Origin of the sequence: Photorhabdus viridis, from assembly GCF_040256935.1 — a bacterium.
Lineage (GTDB): Bacteria > Pseudomonadota > Gammaproteobacteria > Enterobacterales > Enterobacteriaceae > Photorhabdus > Photorhabdus viridis.
The window spans coordinates 14494-35528 of the sequence record NZ_JBEJZY010000019.1; the positions used below are offsets into that span (position 1 = coordinate 14494).

Here is a 21035-nt window from a genome sequence, read left to right on the forward strand (position 1 = left end):
TCAAACCTACTTGTTCTCTGATTATACTGTTTTCTTTGGTGGAATAAATATAAAAGAAAGTAAAATAAAAAGTTATACACTGGGAACATCACTAAACTGGATTTATGATCCTTTAGTTCTTAGTCTGTCCGCAGGATATTTAGATGGCATATCTAGAGAACGGTTTTCAAACGATTATACAGCTTATACTACAAGGGGCTCCATCATCTTCGCTGTCAATCCGGAAGTAAATATTCGTTGGGGCTTTTCAAAAGATTTTATTTATACACAAAAAAACCTTGTATCTCAAAAATATTGGAATAGTAATACTTCCCTATTAGTTGGAACGGTAGTAAATTTGACTGATAAGATTTCCACTGATATTAATGTTAAAGGTGGTGTCGGTAATAATAAAACATCTACCATTTCTGTTTCTTTATCTTACAAAATCTGAGGATTCTGGCAATGTTAAGAGTTTTTTTTACTTCATTACTAATTTTGTCAACATTAACAACCGCATCCTATGCTGTAGTTTCTGGGAATAATGATAAGCCTATAAATGATAATTTGCATAATATGAGTATGGAAGAACTTGGATATAGCTCATTCAGTCAACTCAACTCCGAAGAAATGCATGAAACGAAAGGCAAAGTTGGACTAATAGTAACTGGCACTATCGGTGCTGTTGGCGGAGCGAGCTTATCCATAGGACTTGATAAATCCAACGGCGACCCTGTTAACTGGAGGAATGCAATCACTGCAGCATCGGCGGGTTTCGTTACCGGAGCTACCGGTGGTTTGATGGGCCCGAGCACGATGGGTGTAGCTGCCAGCTCTGCATTAGGTGTCAGTGCCGGTGGTGCAACCAATGCCCTACTCAAAGGTATGAGCAGAGGATCAGCAAGTTCAGGATGTTCCACTTGCCATTCGAACATACAATGAACATTAATTTCATTGTATTTTTATTACTGATTTCTGGTTATCTATATTTGGGTACGAGAGCTTTTCCCGAACCCAAATGGAGTGTACGCCTTTTCTCAGCATCTATCATGTTATTTTCTGGATATATCAATGAATACAATATAGTAACACTTATCTTTCTAGTCATATTATTAAGCTATGCCATAGTAATTTTTTTCCTAAAAAACCTTGGCATATTAAGAACCACCAGAAATCTGGATATCCTCTATTTATTGGGACCTACCATTTACTTAATGATTTTTATCATAAGATGGGCTGAATAAGATGATAACACTTAAAATTTACCTGAGAACCACTCTGATTTTCGCAATTCTGGTACTTTTTACAACCCAATCTTCTGGGAAGGAATTACAAGTAAGTAACTATATGGACTTAAAGTTCAAAAATATAGTAAGACAAGAGTATGACTTTACCTGTGGACTCTCTTCATTAATAAATATACTTGCAAAAAATTACCAAATCAATGTAGCGGAAGAAGAGCTCATTAAAATAACAGGGATAAAACCAGAATATTCATTTATGGATCTACAGAATATACTCAAAAAATTCGACATTTTATCTATGGGAGTAAAAATATCATTAAAACAACTTGAAGAGGTAAAGTCACCAACAATTCTTTATCTTAAAAGAAATGGAACCGATCATTTCGTTATATTTAACGGAATGAATTCCTCTATCGTTCAAGTTACTGATCCAGCTTGGGGAAATATTAATTACACTCGCTCTCAATTTGAAAAATATTGGCTCCAAGATAATCAACTAGGCCGAGCATTAATATTAATTAAAAAAACAGTTATACATGTTAATTATGATCATGTTTATAAAAAATCACTTTTCTAAATAATTGTTCTGAACAAAGTACAGGTCATATTCGATATAATATTTATACTATGATTCAGCATCCCAAAGAAAAAATATGAGTTCCTTAATGCTGGAAGCGAAAAACTTGAATTATATCTGTGATTAGCGCCCTTTGTTCGTTGGGTTGAGCTTTACAATAAATCCAAGTGACATAATTCAAATCGAAGGGCTAAATGGCACAGGCAAAACCAGCCTATTGCGTATTTTAGCCGGATTGGTACGTCCAGATGTCGGTGAGGTGTGTTGGCAGAACAAAAACATTTTGAGTCAGCCTGAACGTTACCATCAGAACCTGATTTTTATCGGTCATCAACCTGGGATCAAAACCGTACTGACACCGTATGAAAACCTGAAGTTTTATCAATCACTCAAACAACAAAAAGACAACCAGGCGATTTGGAGAGCTCTGGAACAAGTCGGTTTGATTGGCTATGAAAATTTGCCGGTAGCCCAGCTTTCTACTGGTCAGCAACGCCGTGTGGCCCTGGCACGTCTGTGGTTAAGCCACTGCCCATTGTGGATACTTGATGAACCTTTAACCGCCATTGACAAAAAAGGCGTGACAGAATTGATAACACTTTTCAAGTTACTACTAAGCTGCTGGACTCTAGCAGTAGCACTATGCAGCCGCCAAATGCCATTAGATTGCGTGGCATCCGTGTTGTCGATCATGGGAATAATCACAGCCGGCTTCTTGCCGTTCATCATTATGACTTCCAACCCATTCGCTCGCACACTACCAGATTTTCCTGTTGATGGACGCGATCTCAATCCTCTACTACAGGACATTGGACTGATCTTCCATCCACCACTGCTATATATGGGCTACGTTGGTTTTTCCGTGGCCTTCGCCATCGCCTCATTAATATCTGGACAGCTACCACTGTACAAGAAATATGGAGGTGATTCATGAAACTAGTAGTACTACTGTTAATAGGGATATTTACCCATAGCGCTTGGGCAACGATTGATACATACCCGTTTAAGTCAGTGGAACAAGAACAACAATTCTACGAACTGACAAAACAACTGCGTTGCCCGAAATGCCAGAACAACAACATTGCGGACTCCAATTCAATTATTGCAGAAGGCATGCGCACCAAAGTGTATGAGTTAACAATACAAGGGAAAAGCAAACAACATATCATCGACTATATGGTAGAACGTTACGGTAATTTCGTAACCTATAAACCACCTGTGACGCCTGTAACGCTAATCCTATGGGGCAGCCCACTACTATTTGTACTGAACACCAACTCCAGCCGCGATGCGCTTAACAAAATACTCTATCAGAAGCGCTTGAACGAGTTAGAGCAGAATGAAGGACAGGACGTAGTACATGATCGTTCGAAGTTAATACAGGAATTACAACGAAACCTGCTGAGTGACATCCCTATACAACCAACGGTGCAAACAAAGCCCATCAATCGCTGGGCATTAGTGCCCGGTGTGTTGGTACTGATCATAGTAGCCGTCGGATTCTACCTAAAAACTGGCAACCTAACACAAGTACTTGATTGGCAAAAGCAGGAGAAGCATGCGAAAACTATCAACCAACAAGCACACCAGAGCTATCTGAATAAACTGTAGCAGAAGGTGAAAAATGAAAAAGCCCTAAATTCTATGGATTACAGAATTCAGGACTTATCAATAAGCTAGTTTCTGTGTGCAATCATGTGTAAAACTTTACCCACGGAAGTAACAGCTACCAGTGATAACTTTTATACACTACAACCAATTCTTCCGCTTAAAGTAAAGATACGGCGCAAGACCAGCCGCGATCATCAGCCCGATCGCGCCCGGATAACCGAACGGCCAATGTAGCTCCGGCATAAATTCAAAGTTCATACCATAACTGGAGGCCACCAGCGTTGGGGGCAGGAATACCACAGATACCACCGAGAAGATTTTGATGATCCGGCTCTGTTCGATATTGATAAAGCCCATTGCGGCCTGCATCAGGAAGTTAACTTTCTGAAACAGGGATTCATTGTGTGGCAGCAGGGATTCAATATCCCGCAGAATTTCACGGGCCTGCTCAAGCTGATCGCCCGGCAGACGAGCACGCCGCACCAGAAAGTTGAGCGCACGCTGAGTATCCATAAGGCACAAACGCACCTTCCAGCCAATATCTTCCTGTTCAGCAAGGCTGGACAAGGCTATATCAAACTCATCCCCCTGCTTCCCTTCCATAATGACCCGGCTCAGGGATTCCAGAACGCTGTAAATATTTTCGATAACATCAGCCAACTGTTCGATTTTGGTTTCAAACAGATCCATCAGTACTTCATAGGCATTACCATCAACCAATGTCTGATTACGGGCACGCATACGGTACAATCGGAATGCAGGGAGTTCACGCTCTCGCAATGTATAGAGACGACCATCACGAATAGTAAATGCAACTGTTGCGTTGCCAGCATGGTCTTCCGCATCTTCAAAGTAGAAAAACGAGTGAACGTGTATCCCGTCTTCATCTTCAAAAAAACGCGCCGACGCCTCAATGTCATCCAGTTCCGGTCGGGTTGCCAGAATTTGGCCTAATTCATTTTGAACTTGAAGCCGATCTTGCTCTTCCGGTTCGACCAAATCTACCCACAAGGAATCAGATAACTTTTCTCCCTCTTCAAACTCAAGGCGGAGCAGGCGATTATTCTCTAACTTAAATGCGCTCAGCATGTATCATAAGTCTCCTTTACTCCCTACGTGATCGTAAGGCGCGAATGTTACGCTTAGAGGAAAAAGCCTGTCAATATTCAACCTGGATATTATTTTCAGACCGTTTCAAGCCTGGCATAAGCAGCAACCAGCCACTTAATCCCTTCCCCATGAAACGCGATTTGCAGCCGGCTATGTTCACCACTCCCCTCCATGTTGACAATGGTTCCTTCACCAAATTTAGGATGACGAACACGTTGTCCAAGGGCATAACCGCTGTCATTGGCACTGATTGGCGTACCTAACCGACTGTGGTTGACTGGACGAGAGACTGTCGCACGTAACCGAACTTCTTCAATACATTCTGGCGGCAGTTCCCTAATAAAGCGAGATGGACGATGATAAACTTCTTTACCATATAAACGGCGACTTTCTGCATAAGTAATTGTCAGCTTTTCCATTGCCCGCGTCAGGCCCACATAAGCCAGTCGACGTTCCTCTTCCAGACGCCCACCCTCTTCAATCGACATCTGGCTTGGGAACATGCCTTCTTCCATTCCAACAATAAATACCTGTGGGAATTCTAGCCCTTTGGCGGAATGCAATGTCATCAGTTGCACAGAATCCTGATAAGCATCTGCCTGACCTTCTCCAGATTCCAGCGCAGCATGGGAAAGAAATGCCTGTAATGGCATTAGATCTTCGTCCTCATCCTGATAACTGAACTGGCGGGTCGCCGTGACAAGTTCTTCAAGGTTCTCGATACGCGCCTGTGCTTTTTCACCTTTTTCCTGCTGGTACATCGCACGCAGGCCAGAATCGCGAATAACCCTGTCAGTCTGCACATGTAACGGCATATCGCCAGTTTCTGTCGATAATGCTTCTATCAGTTCAATAAAGCGCTGTAAGGAAGATGCCGCCCGCCCAGCCAGCACTTTCTCTTGAAGCAATATTTGACAACTGTCCCACAACGTTTCCTGCCGTTCACGGGCAGCTTGTCGCACTATATCCAACGTTCTGTCACCGATGCCACGGGTAGGCGTATTCACCACACGTTCAAACGCCGCATCATCATTGCGGTTAGCAATCAAGCGCAGGTAAGCTAACGCATCTTTAATTTCCTGACGCTCAAAGAACCGCTGACCACCATAAATACGATACGGCATTGATGCCTGTAGCAACGCTTCTTCCAGTACTCGGGACTGGGCATTACTGCGGTAAAGTATGGCGCAGCTTTTTAGCGCACCGCCATTTTCAAGCCAGCTTTTAATCCGGCTGACTACATAACGGGCTTCGTCAAGCTCATTAAATGCACAATACAGGAAAATCGGTTCACCTTCTACGCCGTCGGTCCACAGATTCTTGCCCAGACGATCACTGTTATTGGCAATCAGTGTATTGGCAACTTTCAGAATATTACTGGTGGAACGGTAATTTTGCTCCAAACGGATAGTTTCTGCGCCGGAGAAGTCTTTCAGGAAACGCTGAATATTCTCAACCTGCGCCCCACGCCAGCCATAAATAGATTGATCATCATCCCCGACAATCATCACTTTGCCCGTTTCCCCCGCCAACAGGTGGATCCAGGCATATTGAATGCTGTTGGTGTCCTGAAACTCGTCCACCAGAATATTTGTAAAGCGACCACGGTAGTGTTGCAGGATCTGCGGTTTATTCAACCACAGTTCATGAGCTCGCAGCAGAAGCTCGGCAAAGTCTACCAATCCCGCGCGATCACAGGCTTCCTGGTAAGCCTGATAAATTTTCTGCCATGTCGCCTCGACAGGGTTGCCATAACTTTCAATATGCTGTGGCCGTAACCCTTCATCTTTTTTACCGTTGATGTACCACATACCCTGACGAGCCGGCCATTGTTTATCATCCAGATTCATCGCCTTGATAATGCGTTTGAGCAGACGATGCTGATCTTCACTGTCAAGAATCTGAAAATCCTGCGGCAAATTGGCATCCAGGTGATGCGCCCGTAACAAACGATGAGCCAATCCGTGGAATGTACCAATCCACATTCCTCCCTGGCTGGTACCAATCAAGTTTTCAATCCGGTGGCGCATTTCCGCTGCCGCCTTATTGGTAAAGGTCACGGCCATGATGGAAAATGGCGAAGCCTTCTCCACCGACAACAACCAGGCAATTCGGTGTACCAGAACCCGGGTTTTACCACTCCCTGCTCCGGCCAGTACCAACATGTTGGTCCGTGGAGCAGCTACGGCTTCACGTTGTTTGTCATTCAGACTTTCGAGCAGATAGGAGATGTCCATAGTTACCATCAGTTGATTAAACAGCAATCATAGGCTGCTGTGTTTTTATACAGAATAATTTCATGATTATATCAATGCTGTCAAAGAAGCCAAATCGTAAATCTCAATGTGCGGTAGCAAACGGCTCTCAATCGTCTGCAATAGTTTTTTATTTTCTGTATTAATCCAGCAAGCCTGCATACCACTACGAAGCGCCCCTTCCACATCGGTATTCAAGTCATCACCAACATGCAAAATTTTTCCAAGCGGTATACCCAAACGTTCTGCTGCCAGACGGTACATATCGCTGTGAGGTTTTGCGCGCCCATCAGGGCCTGCTTTCAGCACAAATTTAAAATAAGGAGCAAGACCACAGGCCGCAGGTTCTGCATTACCGTTAGTAATAGCGACCAATGGCATCTGTCCAGCAAGCGCAGCAAGGGTTTTATGTGTTGATTCCGGCACATCAATCCGGCTGCGCCAGTGGGAGAAATGGGCCATGATATCATTCGCGCCCCGGCAGGCATCTTCACGGCTAAAACCGTAATGGCAAAACATCAACTTTGCAGACTGCCAACGCCATAAGGTCATGTCATGACAGATTTCAGGATTTTGCTCAAATATCACTTCACGGAAAGCATACAGATCCTGGTGATCAAGGTGACTGAACTTAGGATCATATTGCCGTATAAAATTCAACACCTCTTGTTCCGTCTTACCTAACACTGGACGATTGTCATAGAGGGTATCATCCAGATCAAATGTCATTGCTGAGACTGGCGCAAGAGGCCGGTAAAAACGCATTACGATTTCCCCCGTTTGGCTCTGGGATGGGCCACATCATACACTTTTGTCAAATGCTGGAAATCCAGATGGGTATAGATTTGTGTGCTGGATAAACTGGCGTGACCAAGCAGTTCCTGAACTGCGCGCAAATCACCGCTGGATTCCAGAATGTGTGTGGCAAAAGAGTGACGTAATTTATGAGGATGAATATGGCTGCTCATCCCTTGACGAATTCCCCACTGCGCAAATCGCTTCTGTACATTACGGGTTGATATCCGCCGTCCGCTGTTTGAAATAAAAACCGCATTATCCTCCGGCTCGAACCGTTCCCGCATCTCCAGCCAGCGATTAAGCCATTCAACAGCGGTCCGCCCCAAAGGGACCTTCCGCTCTTTACTGCCTTTACCTGAAACCCATACTTCCCCACTTTCAAAATCCAGATGCGGGCAATCAAGACTCACCAGCTCTGACAAACGCAACCCAGCGCCATACATCACTTCCAGCATTGTCCGGTCACGTACTGATAATGGATCATTGAAATTGATGTTCAGCAGTTGATCCACTTCATCCACATCAATATTTTTCGGTAAATGTCGCTTGGTTCCCGGCGTACTGATGGTCTTTGCCGGATTAACGGAAATCCCGCCCTGAGTCACTTGCCAATCCAAAAAACTGCGCAGAGAAGATAAGCGTAAAGCCAAGTTAGCCGACTGTAAGCCAGCACGACGACTACGTGTTACCAACATTCTGATTTTCGCAGGATCAAGATCTTTCCATTGCCTAATACCTATTTCTAAAACCATCCCAGCCAATGCAGAAAGCTGGCGCTGGTAATTAGTGATAGTCACCGGACTTAGCTGGCGTTCTACCCTGAGATACCGCAAAAATGCCTCAACTGGCTCCAGTAACAGGTCAATTTCCTGCATCATATCCGGTTAATCCAACGAGACAGTATATCCGGCAGTAATTTAGCCAGATGATCAAGCATGTCAGTTCCCATGCCGTCTTGGTAATGCTGATAATTACGACTGTTAAATATCACCATACCCAGTTCTCCCCGAGTTCCCAGCAGAGATACAGCAACCGAACCGACATGACGAACCTGTGGTAACAACAATAAAATTTCCGGCCCGTTCAACATACCGAGATAGTGGTTACTATTACCAAAACGATGAATACGGATTGGCTCAAAAGCATTGCGGGAAAGTGCTAAATCAGGCGCATTAAGCGGTGCGCCAATATGCCATTTATCACTGAAAAGACGGATATTGGCGCTATTTAACCCCAGATTCTTAGCCCATGAATTCAACCGACTAAGCATATCTTGCAAACTCTCTGCTGCCGCTAAATCAACAAGCAGTTTAAGCAACTGCTCGAACAGTTGCTCATTCACTCTAGCCTGCTCCATTAGCAGGGTTATATTTTCTTCCAGATAAGCAATACGTGTTCTCTGGCGACGCATATACCATTCAACCAGAGAAACCGTCTCCCTTATCGGGTGAGGAACCCGTATCTGTTCAACGATACATGCATTGCGGATAAAAAAATTGGGGTTTTCCAACAAATAATCCACAACAGTTTGATCATCGAGTGTACCACCGATGTTTAACTGCTCTTTTTTTTTCTCCATCTTCCGATGCCCCGCAGTTCAAAACAAAATCGATTACAGATGAATTGTACCATCATAAACATGCATCGCCGGCCCAGTCATATAGAGAGGTTTTCCCGGCCCTTCCCAACAGATAAACAGTGTACCTCCCGGCAAGTCTACCTGAACATGACTATCGAGCAGTTGCTGCTGAATACCGACGGCTACCGCTGCGCAAGCACCACTACCACAAGCTTGAGTTTCCCCAACACCACGTTCATAAACCCGTAAGCGAATATGACCACGGTTTAAAATTTGCATGAAACCAATATTAGCCCGCTCAGGAAATCTTTCATGGCTTTCCAGAGCTGATCCCAGAATTCCCACTTCGGCAATTTCCACATCGGCTACCTGAATTACACAATGAGGATTCCCCATAGAAACCACACCACAAAGAACCGTTCTTTCTACCACTCTTAAAATATAGGTTTTTTCTGCCTTTAATGCGCGAAATGGCACATGATGTGGCTCAAATTCAGGTTCGCCCATATTCACGCAAACCTGATCATCATTGGTGATACTCAATACCATACGTCCCGATTGCGTACTGACTTTAATATCACGCTTATTAATCAACCCTTTAAGGCGGACAAAACGGGCAAAACAACGCGCCCCATTGCCACACTGCGCCACTTCACTGCCGTCAGCATTAAAAATGCGATAGTGAAAATCCAGATCCGGATCATAAGGCGCTTCAACAACTAATAACTGATCAAAACCCACACCAGTATGCCTGTCGGCCAAACGGCAGATCAGTTCTGGTGAAAAATAAACATTTTGGGTCACAGCATCAACGACCATAAAGTCATTACCAAGACCATGCATTTTGGAGAACTGCATATAATGCTCCACCGTAAGCCGCAGTACTAAATACCAGCTTATCTCGCTTATTTCTGAGCGGCGCTATCCACTTTCTGCCCTTGCTGCACAGTCTTCACGGGAGTCTGAGCGGCGGTCTTAGTTTTCTCTGCCGATGGTTGTTCCGGAGGAAAATAAAGCGGGCCTTTTAGGCCACAGCCAGAAAGTACCAATAAAGTCATGATAGCCAGAAACCCGCGTAATTTTTTCTTCATCGCATTAATGCCTGTAATTCATACGTCAATATTCTCTATAATCGCAGTTAGGCCCCGAAAAGCAAATAGGAATTGAAGATGAACGACAGTGAATTTCATCAGTTAGCCGACCAACTGATGCTTTATATCGAAGAGCAACTGGATAATTATGATGGCAATGCTGATATCGACTGTGAAACCAATGGAGGTGTCATGACCCTGAGCTTTGATAATGACAGCAAAATTATTATCAATCGTCAGGAACCTTTCCATCAAATCTGGCTGGCAACCAAAAACGGTGGTTATCATTTTGACTATAAAGATGACCAGTGGATTTGTGACCGTAGCGGTGGCAATTTCCTGACCATGTTGGCGCAATCCATCACAGAACAGAGTGGTGAACCATTCAATTTCTAATGATTGAACCTACCCCGCACAGCGGGGTAAATCAGTAATGCGACACAGAACGATAAAGTTCCGGCTGCTCTTCTCTGCCGGCTTCTCCATCATCAGTCACACACAAATGTGAAAAAGAGGATCCACTAAATGGAATCACCTGAATCTGGTCTTTCATTTGAACAATCTGATAAAACTGTGGCAGGTTAAAATTGATAAAACTTGATCCATAAGTAAACCGATCATGTGATGAAGAATAAAACCGACTGACGTCACGTACCAATTCTTCCTTACTTCCCTCACAATGAGAGTAAATTTCTACCCGGTTGGTTTCATCCAGGATATAAATATTAAAGCTTTTATTATCTTGAGTATTTTCGAAGAAAAATTGGATGATCCCCTCGCTGGCAAAACCATCAACCACAGCAGGCAAATGAGTCTCTTTGGTATTAATTTTCACCGGCAACCCATGCAGTTTGTTATTAGAAATTGCCCCATAGAATTCCACGGCATTCTCCAATTTCTGCACAGAGACGTTAAGACGTTCAAAGAACAGCCCCCAAGTCTGGCCCGCAATACGCAGTGCTTTAAAACGGCCCGGATCATGACGATTGCTGGATAAACGCAACTCAATACATTCAGATACCAGTTGCTGGATTCGGGTGCGGATGAGCCCACGTAAATGTTCGCTATAACAGAAGACTTCAACAGCCGTCGGCGGTGCAGCATCTTGATGCATTTTACCCAATATGGTTTTCAATGCTTCCAGAACAGATTGCTCGCCACTAAAATGTAACGTTCTCACTTCATTCCATGAATTGCGGTAAAGCAAGTCGATGCTCCCCACCAAGCACTGTTGCGATTCTCCAAAGCTGAATACATCAAGCTTGCGGAAATCAAAATGCACAACCTGATTAGAAAACGCAGCTGTCGGATCTTTCTCCAAATTAACGATAATCGCCAAATGGCGGATTTCACACGGACTATAGAGCGCTTTTGGCGTCGGTGCGGGCAAACGGATAGGAAAATGAAGGGAAATATCGTTAATCAATTCATGCAACTTCAGTTCATCACACTGGGCTTCACCATTATGAATATGAATACAGGATTTTTCTGTCAATAAGCCGTTAAAATAGGTCCACGACACCAGTTTATTGAGGTAACGATTATATTCCAGAGGCTGATGGCCGATAATTGATTCAATTATCGGTGCCTGATTGTAAAGATACCAGCCGCTGCGATTTGCTCGTCCTTGAGGCACATAAATAAATGTTAAATGTTTCTCTGAAAGATCCGGTGAGATCTGTGGATTAACCAGCGTCACCTTACCCGGTAACGCTTCAAATGCAGCGTAAAGTTTACGGGTCAGCACACCAATATCCTGTGGGCTGGCACTGACACTCAGATTATTACGGCGGGCAAAACGGATAAGGTTACGGTAACTCTGCATCATGGTATCAAGCAGTTCATTATGAGCATCACGAACCTGTGCAATTTTCCATGAGTTGCGGTTATCCAAAATTCCCAACCGCTCTGTATCCCACTTCCATTCATATACCAACTGAGCCAAAACCTGACGTCGCCAACCGGTACAACCTTCATCATCCTGGTCTAGAGAGAGCTTTTCACAAACTTTTAAATAGAAGCATCGACGTATTAAATCTAAGCGAGTCGTATCATTAACTTCTATTAGATAGCGGGTAACACGCTCAAGCATCATGCTGTATGCATCAAGACCAAATGAAACTATTTCACCTGCATGCAGGCGCTGTTTCATCTCCATTGCCAGTAACTTACCATTGGGATATTCCCAAGAATATGCCTCCAGCAACAAGCTTTTCAATACGGCTTTATAAGGCGAGTCGATACTTTTGTAAAGTTGCCATAAGCTAGCGCCAAAGTACTCTTCAGCAGATAGTTCACCTAATCCACCGAGATCAAGCCACTCATTTGGCGTCAAAACACCTTGCGCATAAAGAGATAAAACATATTCGTCATAATGACGCTCTTCTTCTACAGGCACCATCTCCCATAACAAACGCTTACCTGCCATACGCACAGCAGTACGGTAAAATTCATCAAGTAACAGAATATGCTGAGTAGAACCGCAATCCTCACCGCCAAGACTACCACTGGAATTATGGCGGAAGCGGTTTTCATCAATAAGAAAAAAATTGACTTCGATGCCAAGCGCTGACGCCCATTGTTCAATAAGCGTACACTTACGTTGCAGCAGGAGGCGCTCATCATTATCAAGCCATGACTGATGACATACCCAAATATCCAAATCAGAACAACTGCTTTGCCCGATTGACGAAGTACTCCCCATTGAGTAAATACCGGTAATAGGAAGCTGACCATTGGCAGGCTGTTCTATGGCGTGTTCTAATTTACTTTCTAAATCATCAAGATAAGATTTTTGTGATTCATCATGCACGAAAAAACATACGCCGTAGGGAACATTACCATTGATGTAACCTGGCATCATCGGATGATGATAATGCAATAATACTGGCAGTAAACTGTATACCTGTCTAAATTCCGCACTCATGGCGGTGGAGGCGCGTTCCAACCGGAGTTGGTTTATCGCATCCAGTCTCTGCTTCAGTGTTTCGATATAAAGGTACAAGACGTCTCGCCCAATTGAGTTCCAGTGCCCAGATAAATCCCCCGCTTCCGGCTGTTATAACTTAATGGAATTATTTAGAATGATTTTTACCAATTTATTACCGGAAACGTGATCAATTTAACATCTTGTAGATAAACCGTAAAGTCAGTAAAGCAATTGAATTGCGATGTGACCCCCGTTGAAAAACCAAATAACATATTGTTATATATATGAATAATCAGAAAAACCCTACTTTTTATACTTTCTTTTATGGAAGGAAATTTTCTCTGCCTATTTTTCAAGTAATGTATCTAATGTTTTTTCATCAGTAGCCTCATAAAAACTATCCATTAGCTATATTTTAATTAGTCATTCTTTTCATTCAAAATTTTCTAATAACAAAAATAATTTACTGGAAAAGTTAACTCATATTTAAATTAATCTACTTATATTGATACAAAATAATTTAAAAATTAAAATTTATTTTATTCTTTAACCTAATCTGCATATTTTCTTCTCAGCCCTTAACTGGAAAAAAAGCTGCTGAAGTGTTAAAACGAGTGCTAGTTTTTCATTTATATGACGGCTGAAGAGCCTGAGAAATACAAACATCTATGTCAACAAAAAACATCCGTATCGCAACCCGTCAAAGCCCTCTGGCTATGTGGCAGGCACTTTATGTTCAACAAAAATTACAGCAACATCACCCAGACTTGGAAGTTCAACTGGTTCCGATGGTAACCCAAGGCGATATCATTCTGGACACCCCTCTGGCAAAAGTGGGCGGTAAGGGGCTATTTGTCAAAGAATTAGAGCTGGCTCTGCTTGAAGACCGGGCCGATATCGCGGTTCATTCAATGAAAGATGTACCGATCTCTTTTCCTGAAGGACTGGGCTTAGTCACTATTTGTGAACGTGATGATCCGCGCGATGCTTTTGTTTCTACCAAATATAACTCTCTTGATGAACTACCAATAGGCAGCATTGTCGGCACATCTAGTTTACGCCGTCAGTGTCAACTCCGTGAATTACGTCCCGACCTGATTATCCGTGACCTTCGGGGTAATGTCGGCACCCGCCTGAATAAGTTGGATAATGGTCATCACGATGCCATCATTCTCGCTGTTGCAGGATTGAAAAGGTTAAAACTGCATGAACGTATCCGTACGCCATTGTTTGTAGAACAATCATTACCTGCCGTTGGTCAAGGAGCCGTGGGAATTGAATGCCGCCTTGACGATCAGCAAACACAAGCTCTACTGGCACCATTAAATCATTATGATACAGAAATCTGTGTTCTTGCCGAACGGGCGATGAATACCCGCCTGGAAGGCGGCTGCCAAGTACCAATAGGCAGCTATGCCATCTGGCAGGATGGAAAAATCTGGCTACGGGCATTAGTTGGAACGCCGGATGGCAGCGTTATTATTCGTGGTGAGAGAACAGCCTTACCAAAAGATGCCAGCCAAGCAGGGGTTGAACTGGCAGAAGAGTTGCTGGAACGGGGAGCGAGAGCAATTCTGGCCGATGTTTATCAAGGAAATCCTCCCACATGAGTATTCTTGTGACACGGCCTTATCCTGCCGGAGAGGAATTAGTCAGAAAGTTACAAGCAGAGGGAAAAACTGCTTTCAGCGCACCTTTAATCAATATTCACCCAGGCTCAGAGCTGCCACAGTTAGCTGAAAAGGTCAATCAGCTGAATACCGGTGATATGGTATTTTTGTTGTCAAAAAATGCAGTTCATTATGCAAATTCACAGTTAAATAAAATTAATCTGTTATGGCCTGACAAGCTGATTTATTATGCTATTGGCAGATCAACCGCACTGGCCTTTCATCAACTGACTGATATAAATGTCATCTGGTCATCAGAGGGTGAAACCAGCGAAATCCTGCTGGAACTACCATCATTACATCAGGTTGAAAATAAACAGGCTTTGCTACTCAGAGGAAATGGCGGACGTGAGGTTATTGCCCGCACGTTGACAGAAAGAGGGGCCTCAATTAGTTATTGTGAATGCTATCTTCGCCAACCAGTAGACTATCCAGCAGCAGAATTCAGCGCCCATTGGAAAAAATATGGAGTACAGACTTTAATTGTAACCAGTGGCGAAATACTGCAACTGTTATATAACTTAATACCCGAAAGTGATCGGAATGGGTGGTTATTAAATTGCCGCCTTGTTGTAGTAAGCGAGCGTCTTGCACACATCGCCCAGAGCCTGGGCTGGCAAAATGTTAAAGTTGCAAAAAGTGCAGACAACGATGCCTTAATTCAGGCACTAGAATAAACTGACATGGGATGCCCACTATGACGGAACAAAAACAGTCCGCCGAGACGGTTGAAAAAACAATAAATACGGTTGAAAACTCGCAACAGCCCGAAACAGCGTCTCAAAAACAAGAACGTTCTGGCACACTGAAAAGTATCATTACTATTGCAATTATTCTGGCAATCGGCGGCGGTCTTTATTACTACGGACAACAACAAAGCCATTTACTCCGCGTGGAAAACCATGAACTACGCCAGCAATTGGAATCATTAAAACAACAGCAATCACAAGATAAACAACGTATTGAAATTCTGTTCAAAGAACAATCGCAAGCTTTAAACCATTTTGCCGCACAAGCAGCACAACATGCTCAACTGGATAATCGCCTGCAAGAGTTACAAGCCAGAATCTCTTCGTTATCCAGTTCTGACGTAAAAAGCTGGCTACTGGCGCAAGCTGACTTTTTGGTCAAAATGGCTGGACGGAAATTATGGAATGATCAAGATGTCATCACCGCCGCAGCCCTCCTGAAAAATGCAGATGCCAGTCTCGCTGAGATGAATGATCCAAGCCTGATTGAAATCCGTCGGGCAATTACACAGGACATCAGCGCATTATCAGCCATCAATCAGGTTGATTTTGATGGCGCCATCCTGCGGGTGAACCAACTCTCGAACCAAGTAGATAACCTGCGTCTGGCTGACAACACAATTGATGGTTCACCTATGAATGAAGACAATGATGAATTAACCGGCACATTATCTGAATGGCGTCAAAATCTGAATAAAAGCTGGAACAGTTTTATGGATAATTTTATTACTATCCGTCGCCGCGATACCACAGCAGAACCATTACTAGCGCCAAATCAGGATATCTATCTACGGGAGAACATTCGTGCCCGCCTGTTGATTGCCGCTCAAGCAATACCGCGTCATCAGGGTGAAGTTTTTAAACAATCACTGGAAACGGTTTCAACCTGGGTCAGAGCTTACTTTGATATCAACGATCCAAACACCAAAGCATTCCTGGAAGAAATTGATTCACTCAGTCAGCAACCTGTTTCCATGACGGTACCCGATCATCTTTCAAGTCAGCCTTTACTGGAAAAACTGATGCAAACCCGGGTTCGCAACTTGCTGTCCCAGTCCTCTGAAACCCATCAGGAGGGCTAAGTTATGCTGAAAGTTTTATTACTGTTTGTTGTACTGATTGTTGGTATTGTGCTTGGCCCAATCGTTGCGGGTCATCAGGGATATGTTCTGATTCAGACTGACAACTACAATATTGAAACCAGTGTTACCGGTCTGTTCATTATATTTGTTCTGTTACAAATGGCGCTCTGCTTCCTTGGCTGGTGCTACCGCAGAGTCATGCGTACAGGTTCCCGTACCCGTGGTTGGTTCCTCGGACGTAAACGCAACCGCGCTCATGCTCAAACAAAAGAAGCGCTAATTAAACTGGCCGAAGGAGATTTTAAACAAGTTGAGCAATTACTGACCCGTAATGCTGATCATGCAGAACAACCTGTAGTCAACTACTTGCTGGCAGCCGAAGCAGCTCAACAACGTGGAGATGAATTCCGTACCAATCAGTATCTGGAACGTGCGGCAGAAGTCGCAGATAATAATCAGTTACCTGTGGATATTACCCGTGTACGTATTCAACTAGCACAAGGTGAAATTCATGCAGCTCGCCACGGTATAGACAAACTTCTGAATCAAGCTTCACGCCATCCAGAAGTTTTACGCCTGGCTGAACAGGCTTATACAAGATCGGGAGCTTACCAGTCACTGATTGATATATTACCAACAATGGATAAAATCCATCTGCATGATGAATCACAAATTCACAAGCTGCGTCAACAAGCCTATATCGGTCTGATGAATCAGCATATGGCAGAACAAGGAAACGAAGGTTTAAAACACTGGTGGCATGATCAAAGCCGTAAAATTCGCCATGATGTGGTTTTGCAGGTTGCAATATCTGAACATTTGATTGAATGCGATGATCATGAAACTGCACAAAAAATCATCCTGGAAAGTTTAAAACGTCAATACGATGAACGTTTATTGTTGTTGATTCCACGGTTAAAAAGTGAAGATCCAAAACCGGTACAAAAAGCGTTAGACCATCAGTTAAAACAACATGGCGTAACCCCTCTGCTAAACAGTACTCTTGGACAGGTTGCTTTGCGTCACGGAGAATGGGAAAAAGCAGCAAAAGATTTTAAAGCCGCATTAGATCAGCGGCCAGATGCCCATGATTATGCCTGGTTAGCAGATGCATTAGATAAGTTACGCAAACCGGAAGAAGCGGCACAGGTTCGCCGTGAGGGATTGGTGCTAACTTTAAAGCGCGAGAGTGATGTAGCGAATAACCAATAGTGTCAGGAGACATTTAACACCAGAGTTTTATGATCTATGTGATCAATATTCCTTTACACGTCATTCATGCCATTGATTAAAAAGGCCCTCATAGAGGGCATTTTTCTAGCCATATTTTCTGGCAAAATCTTCATCAGAAGTGCAAAGATAAATAATAAATTCAATAAATGAGATAAACGAAGGGATAAATGTCCAACAAAACAATAGATATAAAATCCCCATGCCGATTTTACCCAGATAAAATTTATGAGCACCAAAACCGCCAAGAAAAAATGACAGTAGCGCAGCAACAATTCTGCTTTTACTGCCAGAAGAATATGCCTTTATCACCGCACCACAATGCGGGCATGATTGCGCAGATTCATGCAACATTTGACCACAACCAAGGCATCCGATCATTTTTGACATCTATATTTCCTTTAAATAGGTTAGGAAGAACTAAACAATATATAAATCTATCAGAGATATCCCTACGATAGGCAAAAAAAAACACCTATCCTAGAAATAAAGATAGGTGTACAAATACAATCAGGTCTACAGACGGATAGTGCCTCACTCAACGTTAAGTCCGATCGGCGATGAAAAGATGGCTATATCTTACTCATCTGTGACATGGACAATAGGCACCGATAATCAGCTCTGCATCATCCCTGGGTTTATGAAGCATGTGCTGTCATAAGAAATAGGATGAGCATCTACGTTTGTAGTAATGCATTTAACATGCCAACTTTTATCCAGATGATAAGTCGCTTAGCCTCATCGGTTATTTCTCTATTTATTACAACGAGAAAGCAAATCATCATAAAATCCACGTCATTGACTGTCTCTTATTTGAGACAATGTATAACACATTTATTATTTTTTATTTTAATTCAATATGTTACAAGTCTCTTATTTGAGACAGCTAATATATCAATCGTCGTCAAAATACAACAAGATAAAAAATCATTATACAAAACAAGTAGTTAATGTCGGAAAAATAATTCACTGAACTGAAATCGAATAAAGCACACACTGCGAGTAATGGACAGAAGGGGAAACAAGAAATAGGAAGGGAGAGAGCAAAAAACCCTGCATTGCAGGGTTCTTCAGAATTTGGTCGGCGAGAGAGGATTCGAACCTCCGACCCACTGGTCCCAAACCAGTTGCGCTACCAAGCTGCGCTACTCGCCGAAATTTTTTTCTTTTTTATGGTGCGAAGGGGGGGACTTGAACCCCCACGTCCGTAAGGACACTAACACCTGAAGCTAGCGCGTCTACCAATTCCGCCACCCTCGCGTGTCATAAAAAAGATGGGGTGGCTAATGGGACTCGAACCCACGACAACTGGAATCACAATCCAGGGCTCTACCAACTGAGCTATAGCCACCATAACAGCTATTTTACTACTAGATACAACTTACAAACAGCGGAAATATCACCGCAGCTCTTGCACGCAAATTAATGGCGCGCCCGACAGGATTCGAACCTGAGACCTCTGCCTCCGGAGGGCAGCGCTCTATCCAGCTGAGCTACGGGCGCTTAACGCCGTTGCGGATGGGGATAGTACGGATTTAATGATATACTGTCCAGTGCTTTTTTTAAGAAATGATGCGTTTGATTACACCTTGCTCACTTCGTTGATAAAGCCCGCTCTTATTTCCCCTACCCACTACTGCGGCTATCACAAATCAGCCTATCAGGGTTTTAATTTTTTACTGCTAAAAAACCTCACTAACCAATAAATCAGCGACACTATCAGCAGAAAACCTCCACCTACCAGCAATGAGAAACGAGTATCCGGGTTAATTGCCATGCCTATCAACACACAGCATAAAAATGCCAGTGTCAGATAATTCACATAGGGGAACAGGATAGATTTAAAACTATGTTGCTTCAGAGCCTCTTGGTGGTACTGACGAAAACGCAACTGACTCACCAGAATAACAAACCACGGAACCATTCCCGGCAGTACACTGGCACTGTAAACATAAACAAAAACTGCCTGTGGATTTGGGATCAGGTAATTCAAACTGGAACCTATCAGCAAGCACAAAATTGTAATGGCAATCCCGATTACCGGCACACCATTCTTTGACAATTTTGTCAGCGATGAAGGTAACTGACGGTTTTGCGCCAATGCATAGAGCATCCGTCCACCGCTGTACATACCACTGTTACAACCAGAAAGTGCAGCGGTCAATACAACAAAGTTAATCACAGCCGCCGCTGAAGTGATACCCACTTTGGTAAAGGTCATCACAAACGGGCTGCCCTGTGAACCAACTTCTATCCACGGAAACAAAGTAACGACAATAAAGATCGCACCCACGTAGAAAATCAGGATACGCCAGAGAATATTGTTAATCGCTTTTTTCAACGTAACCTGTGGATTTTTGGCTTCACCCGCAGTGATGCCTACCAGTTCCACTCCCTGATAGGATGCAACAACAATACAAAGCGCAAATAGAAACCCTTGCCAACCACCAGCAAAGAAACCGCCATGAGCAGTCAGATTATCCAATCCAATAGGTTGCCATTGATTACCAATACCAAAAAATATCAATCCCAGGCCAATCAGGATCATGACGATAATTGTGGTCACTTTAATCATGGCAAACCAAAATTCCAGTTCACCATAAAGACGTACTGCTGCGAGGTTCGCTAAAGCGACTAATGCCACCGCAATCAATGCTGATACCCATTGAGGAAGCTCGGGAAACCAAAACTCAGCATAAACACCGATAGCTGTTATTTCTGATATCCCTACTGCCACCCACATGAACCAATAACCCCAAGCGGTCAAGCATCCCCAATATGGGCTAAGATATTTATGACCAAAAGAAGCGAAAGAACCCGTGACAGGCTCAAGAAACAGCATTTCACCCATGGATCGCATAATGAAGAAAACAAAAATTCCGGCAATAATGTAAGCCAGCAAAACAGAAGGGCCAGCCCATTTCAACGTGCTGGCTGAGCCCATAAACAGACCAACACCAATAGTTCCGCCTAATGCGATTAGCTCGATATGACGGGCTTCTAAACCTCGTTGCAGGCCCTGTTGTTGATCTGCCATAAATTCCCTGTCCATTGTTATGTGTTTTAATGTGCAATAATCAAAATATACAAGACTGGTTTTGGCCAGCCATAAAAATGGCAGCGATCAAAAC

Annotated in this window: 20 protein-coding genes and 4 tRNA genes; 10 read left to right on the plus strand and 14 right to left on the minus strand. The window is 43.4% G+C overall.

All coding sequences use genetic code 11. The annotated features are described in order from the left end of the window. The first annotated feature begins 10 nt into the window (after positions 1-10). The 5 genes from ABR397_RS10055 to ccmI all read left to right on the plus strand — a co-directional run bounded on the left by ABR397_RS10055 (position 11) and on the right by ccmI (position 3411). Positions 11-433, plus strand: coding sequence for a hypothetical protein (locus ABR397_RS10055; protein WP_350305635.1), 423 nt, complete (start codon positions 11-13; stop codon positions 431-433). A gap of 11 nt (positions 434-444) precedes the next feature. Then, positions 445-921, plus strand: a complete 477-nt coding sequence (locus ABR397_RS10060; protein ID WP_350305636.1) for a hypothetical protein — start codon at positions 445-447, stop codon at positions 919-921. 303 nt (positions 922-1224) lie between these two features. Continuing rightward, positions 1225-1800: a C39 family peptidase gene (locus tag ABR397_RS10065; RefSeq protein WP_350305637.1), complete on the plus strand. Its 576-nt coding sequence runs from the start codon at positions 1225-1227 to the stop codon at positions 1798-1800. A gap of 133 nt (positions 1801-1933) precedes the next feature. Next, entirely contained in the window at positions 1934-2734 is an 801-nt protein-coding gene (ccmA, locus tag ABR397_RS10070) for a cytochrome c biogenesis heme-transporting ATPase CcmA (RefSeq protein ID WP_350305638.1), read from the plus strand. Next, on the plus strand, positions 2731-3411 hold the full coding sequence (gene ccmI, locus ABR397_RS10075; RefSeq protein WP_350305639.1) for a c-type cytochrome biogenesis protein CcmI: 681 nt from the start codon (positions 2731-2733) through the stop codon (positions 3409-3411). Before ccmA ends, ccmI begins: the two co-directional genes overlap by 4 nt. A gap of 138 nt (positions 3412-3549) precedes the next feature. On the opposite strand, the gene corA is transcribed toward ccmI, so the two are convergent. The 7 genes from corA to lptM all read right to left on the minus strand — a co-directional run bounded on the left by corA (position 3550) and on the right by lptM (position 10244). Then, entirely contained in the window at positions 3550-4500 is a 951-nt protein-coding gene (corA, locus tag ABR397_RS10080) for a magnesium/cobalt transporter CorA (protein ID WP_036839270.1), read from the minus strand. Between the two features lie 95 nt (positions 4501-4595). After that, entirely contained in the window at positions 4596-6758 is a 2163-nt protein-coding gene (uvrD, locus tag ABR397_RS10085) for a DNA helicase II (protein ID WP_455430659.1), read from the minus strand. A 66-nt stretch (positions 6759-6824) separates the two neighbouring features. After that, positions 6825-7541 (minus strand): 5-amino-6-(5-phospho-D-ribitylamino)uracil phosphatase YigB, encoded by a 717-nt coding sequence (gene yigB, locus ABR397_RS10090; protein WP_350305640.1) that lies wholly within the window; start codon positions 7539-7541, stop codon positions 6825-6827. Further along, positions 7541-8452 (minus strand): tyrosine recombinase XerC, encoded by a 912-nt coding sequence (gene xerC / locus ABR397_RS10095; RefSeq protein WP_350305641.1) that lies wholly within the window; start codon positions 8450-8452, stop codon positions 7541-7543. The genes yigB and xerC overlap by 1 nt, the downstream gene beginning before the upstream one ends. Then, entirely contained in the window at positions 8449-9153 is a 705-nt protein-coding gene (locus ABR397_RS10100; protein ID WP_350305642.1) for a DUF484 domain-containing protein, read from the minus strand. Before ABR397_RS10100 ends, xerC begins: the two co-directional genes overlap by 4 nt. Before the next feature lie 33 nt (positions 9154-9186). Continuing rightward, complete coding sequence (dapF, locus tag ABR397_RS10105) at positions 9187-10011, minus strand: diaminopimelate epimerase (protein WP_350305643.1); 825 nt, start codon at positions 10009-10011, stop codon at positions 9187-9189. Positions 10012-10058: 47 nt separating this feature from the next. Next, positions 10059-10244 (minus strand): LPS translocon maturation chaperone LptM, encoded by a 186-nt coding sequence (gene lptM, locus ABR397_RS10110; protein ID WP_350305644.1) that lies wholly within the window; start codon positions 10242-10244, stop codon positions 10059-10061. A gap of 78 nt (positions 10245-10322) precedes the next feature. On the opposite strand from lptM, the gene cyaY reads away from it, so the two are divergent. Continuing rightward, the gene (gene cyaY, locus ABR397_RS10115) at positions 10323-10640 is read left to right on the plus strand and encodes an iron donor protein CyaY (protein WP_350305645.1); all 318 of its coding nucleotides are present in this window, start codon (positions 10323-10325) and stop codon (positions 10638-10640) included. Between the two features lie 31 nt (positions 10641-10671). Here the strand turns inward: cyaY and ABR397_RS10120 are convergent, their stop codons facing one another. Then, positions 10672-13248, minus strand: a complete 2577-nt coding sequence (locus tag ABR397_RS10120) for a class I adenylate cyclase (protein ID WP_350305646.1) — start codon at positions 13246-13248, stop codon at positions 10672-10674. A 593-nt stretch (positions 13249-13841) separates the two neighbouring features. On the opposite strand from ABR397_RS10120, the gene hemC reads away from it, so the two are divergent. From hemC to hemY, 4 genes are read left to right on the plus strand one after another with little or no spacing between them, the layout of a single operon-like run. Continuing rightward, a complete protein-coding gene (gene hemC / locus ABR397_RS10125) occupies positions 13842-14783 on the plus strand; it encodes a hydroxymethylbilane synthase (RefSeq protein WP_350305647.1) in 942 nt (313 codons plus the stop codon). Then, positions 14780-15520 carry a uroporphyrinogen-III synthase gene (gene hemD / locus ABR397_RS10130; protein ID WP_350305648.1) on the plus strand — a complete coding sequence of 247 codons (741 nt, stop codon included), beginning with the start codon at positions 14780-14782 and terminating at the stop codon, positions 15518-15520. The genes hemC and hemD overlap by 4 nt, the downstream gene beginning before the upstream one ends. A gap of 20 nt (positions 15521-15540) precedes the next feature. Further along, entirely contained in the window at positions 15541-16674 is a 1134-nt protein-coding gene (gene hemX, locus ABR397_RS10135; RefSeq protein WP_350305649.1) for a uroporphyrinogen-III C-methyltransferase, read from the plus strand. A 3-nt stretch (positions 16675-16677) separates the two neighbouring features. Beyond that, the gene (gene hemY, locus ABR397_RS10140) at positions 16678-17886 is read left to right on the plus strand and encodes a protoheme IX biogenesis protein HemY (RefSeq protein ID WP_350305650.1); all 1209 of its coding nucleotides are present in this window, start codon (positions 16678-16680) and stop codon (positions 17884-17886) included. Between the two features lie 105 nt (positions 17887-17991). Here the strand turns inward: hemY and ABR397_RS10145 are convergent, their stop codons facing one another. The 6 genes from ABR397_RS10145 to thrP all read right to left on the minus strand — a co-directional run bounded on the left by ABR397_RS10145 (position 17992) and on the right by thrP (position 20941). Then, entirely contained in the window at positions 17992-18294 is a 303-nt protein-coding gene (locus ABR397_RS10145; protein WP_350305651.1) for a TM2 domain-containing protein, read from the minus strand. 688 nt (positions 18295-18982) lie between these two features. Continuing rightward, positions 18983-19059, minus strand: a tRNA-Pro gene (locus ABR397_RS10150). 18 nt (positions 19060-19077) lie between these two features. Beyond that, a tRNA-Leu gene (locus ABR397_RS10155) sits at positions 19078-19164 on the minus strand. 15 nt (positions 19165-19179) lie between these two features. Continuing rightward, positions 19180-19255: transfer RNA gene (locus ABR397_RS10160), tRNA-His, on the minus strand. A 75-nt stretch (positions 19256-19330) separates the two neighbouring features. Continuing rightward, a tRNA-Arg gene (locus ABR397_RS10165) sits at positions 19331-19407 on the minus strand. Between the two features lie 157 nt (positions 19408-19564). Further along, positions 19565-20941, minus strand: coding sequence for a bifunctional threonine/serine APC transporter ThrP (thrP, locus tag ABR397_RS10170; RefSeq protein ID WP_350305652.1), 1377 nt, complete (start codon positions 20939-20941; stop codon positions 19565-19567). Between the last annotated feature and the right edge of the window lie 94 nt (positions 20942-21035).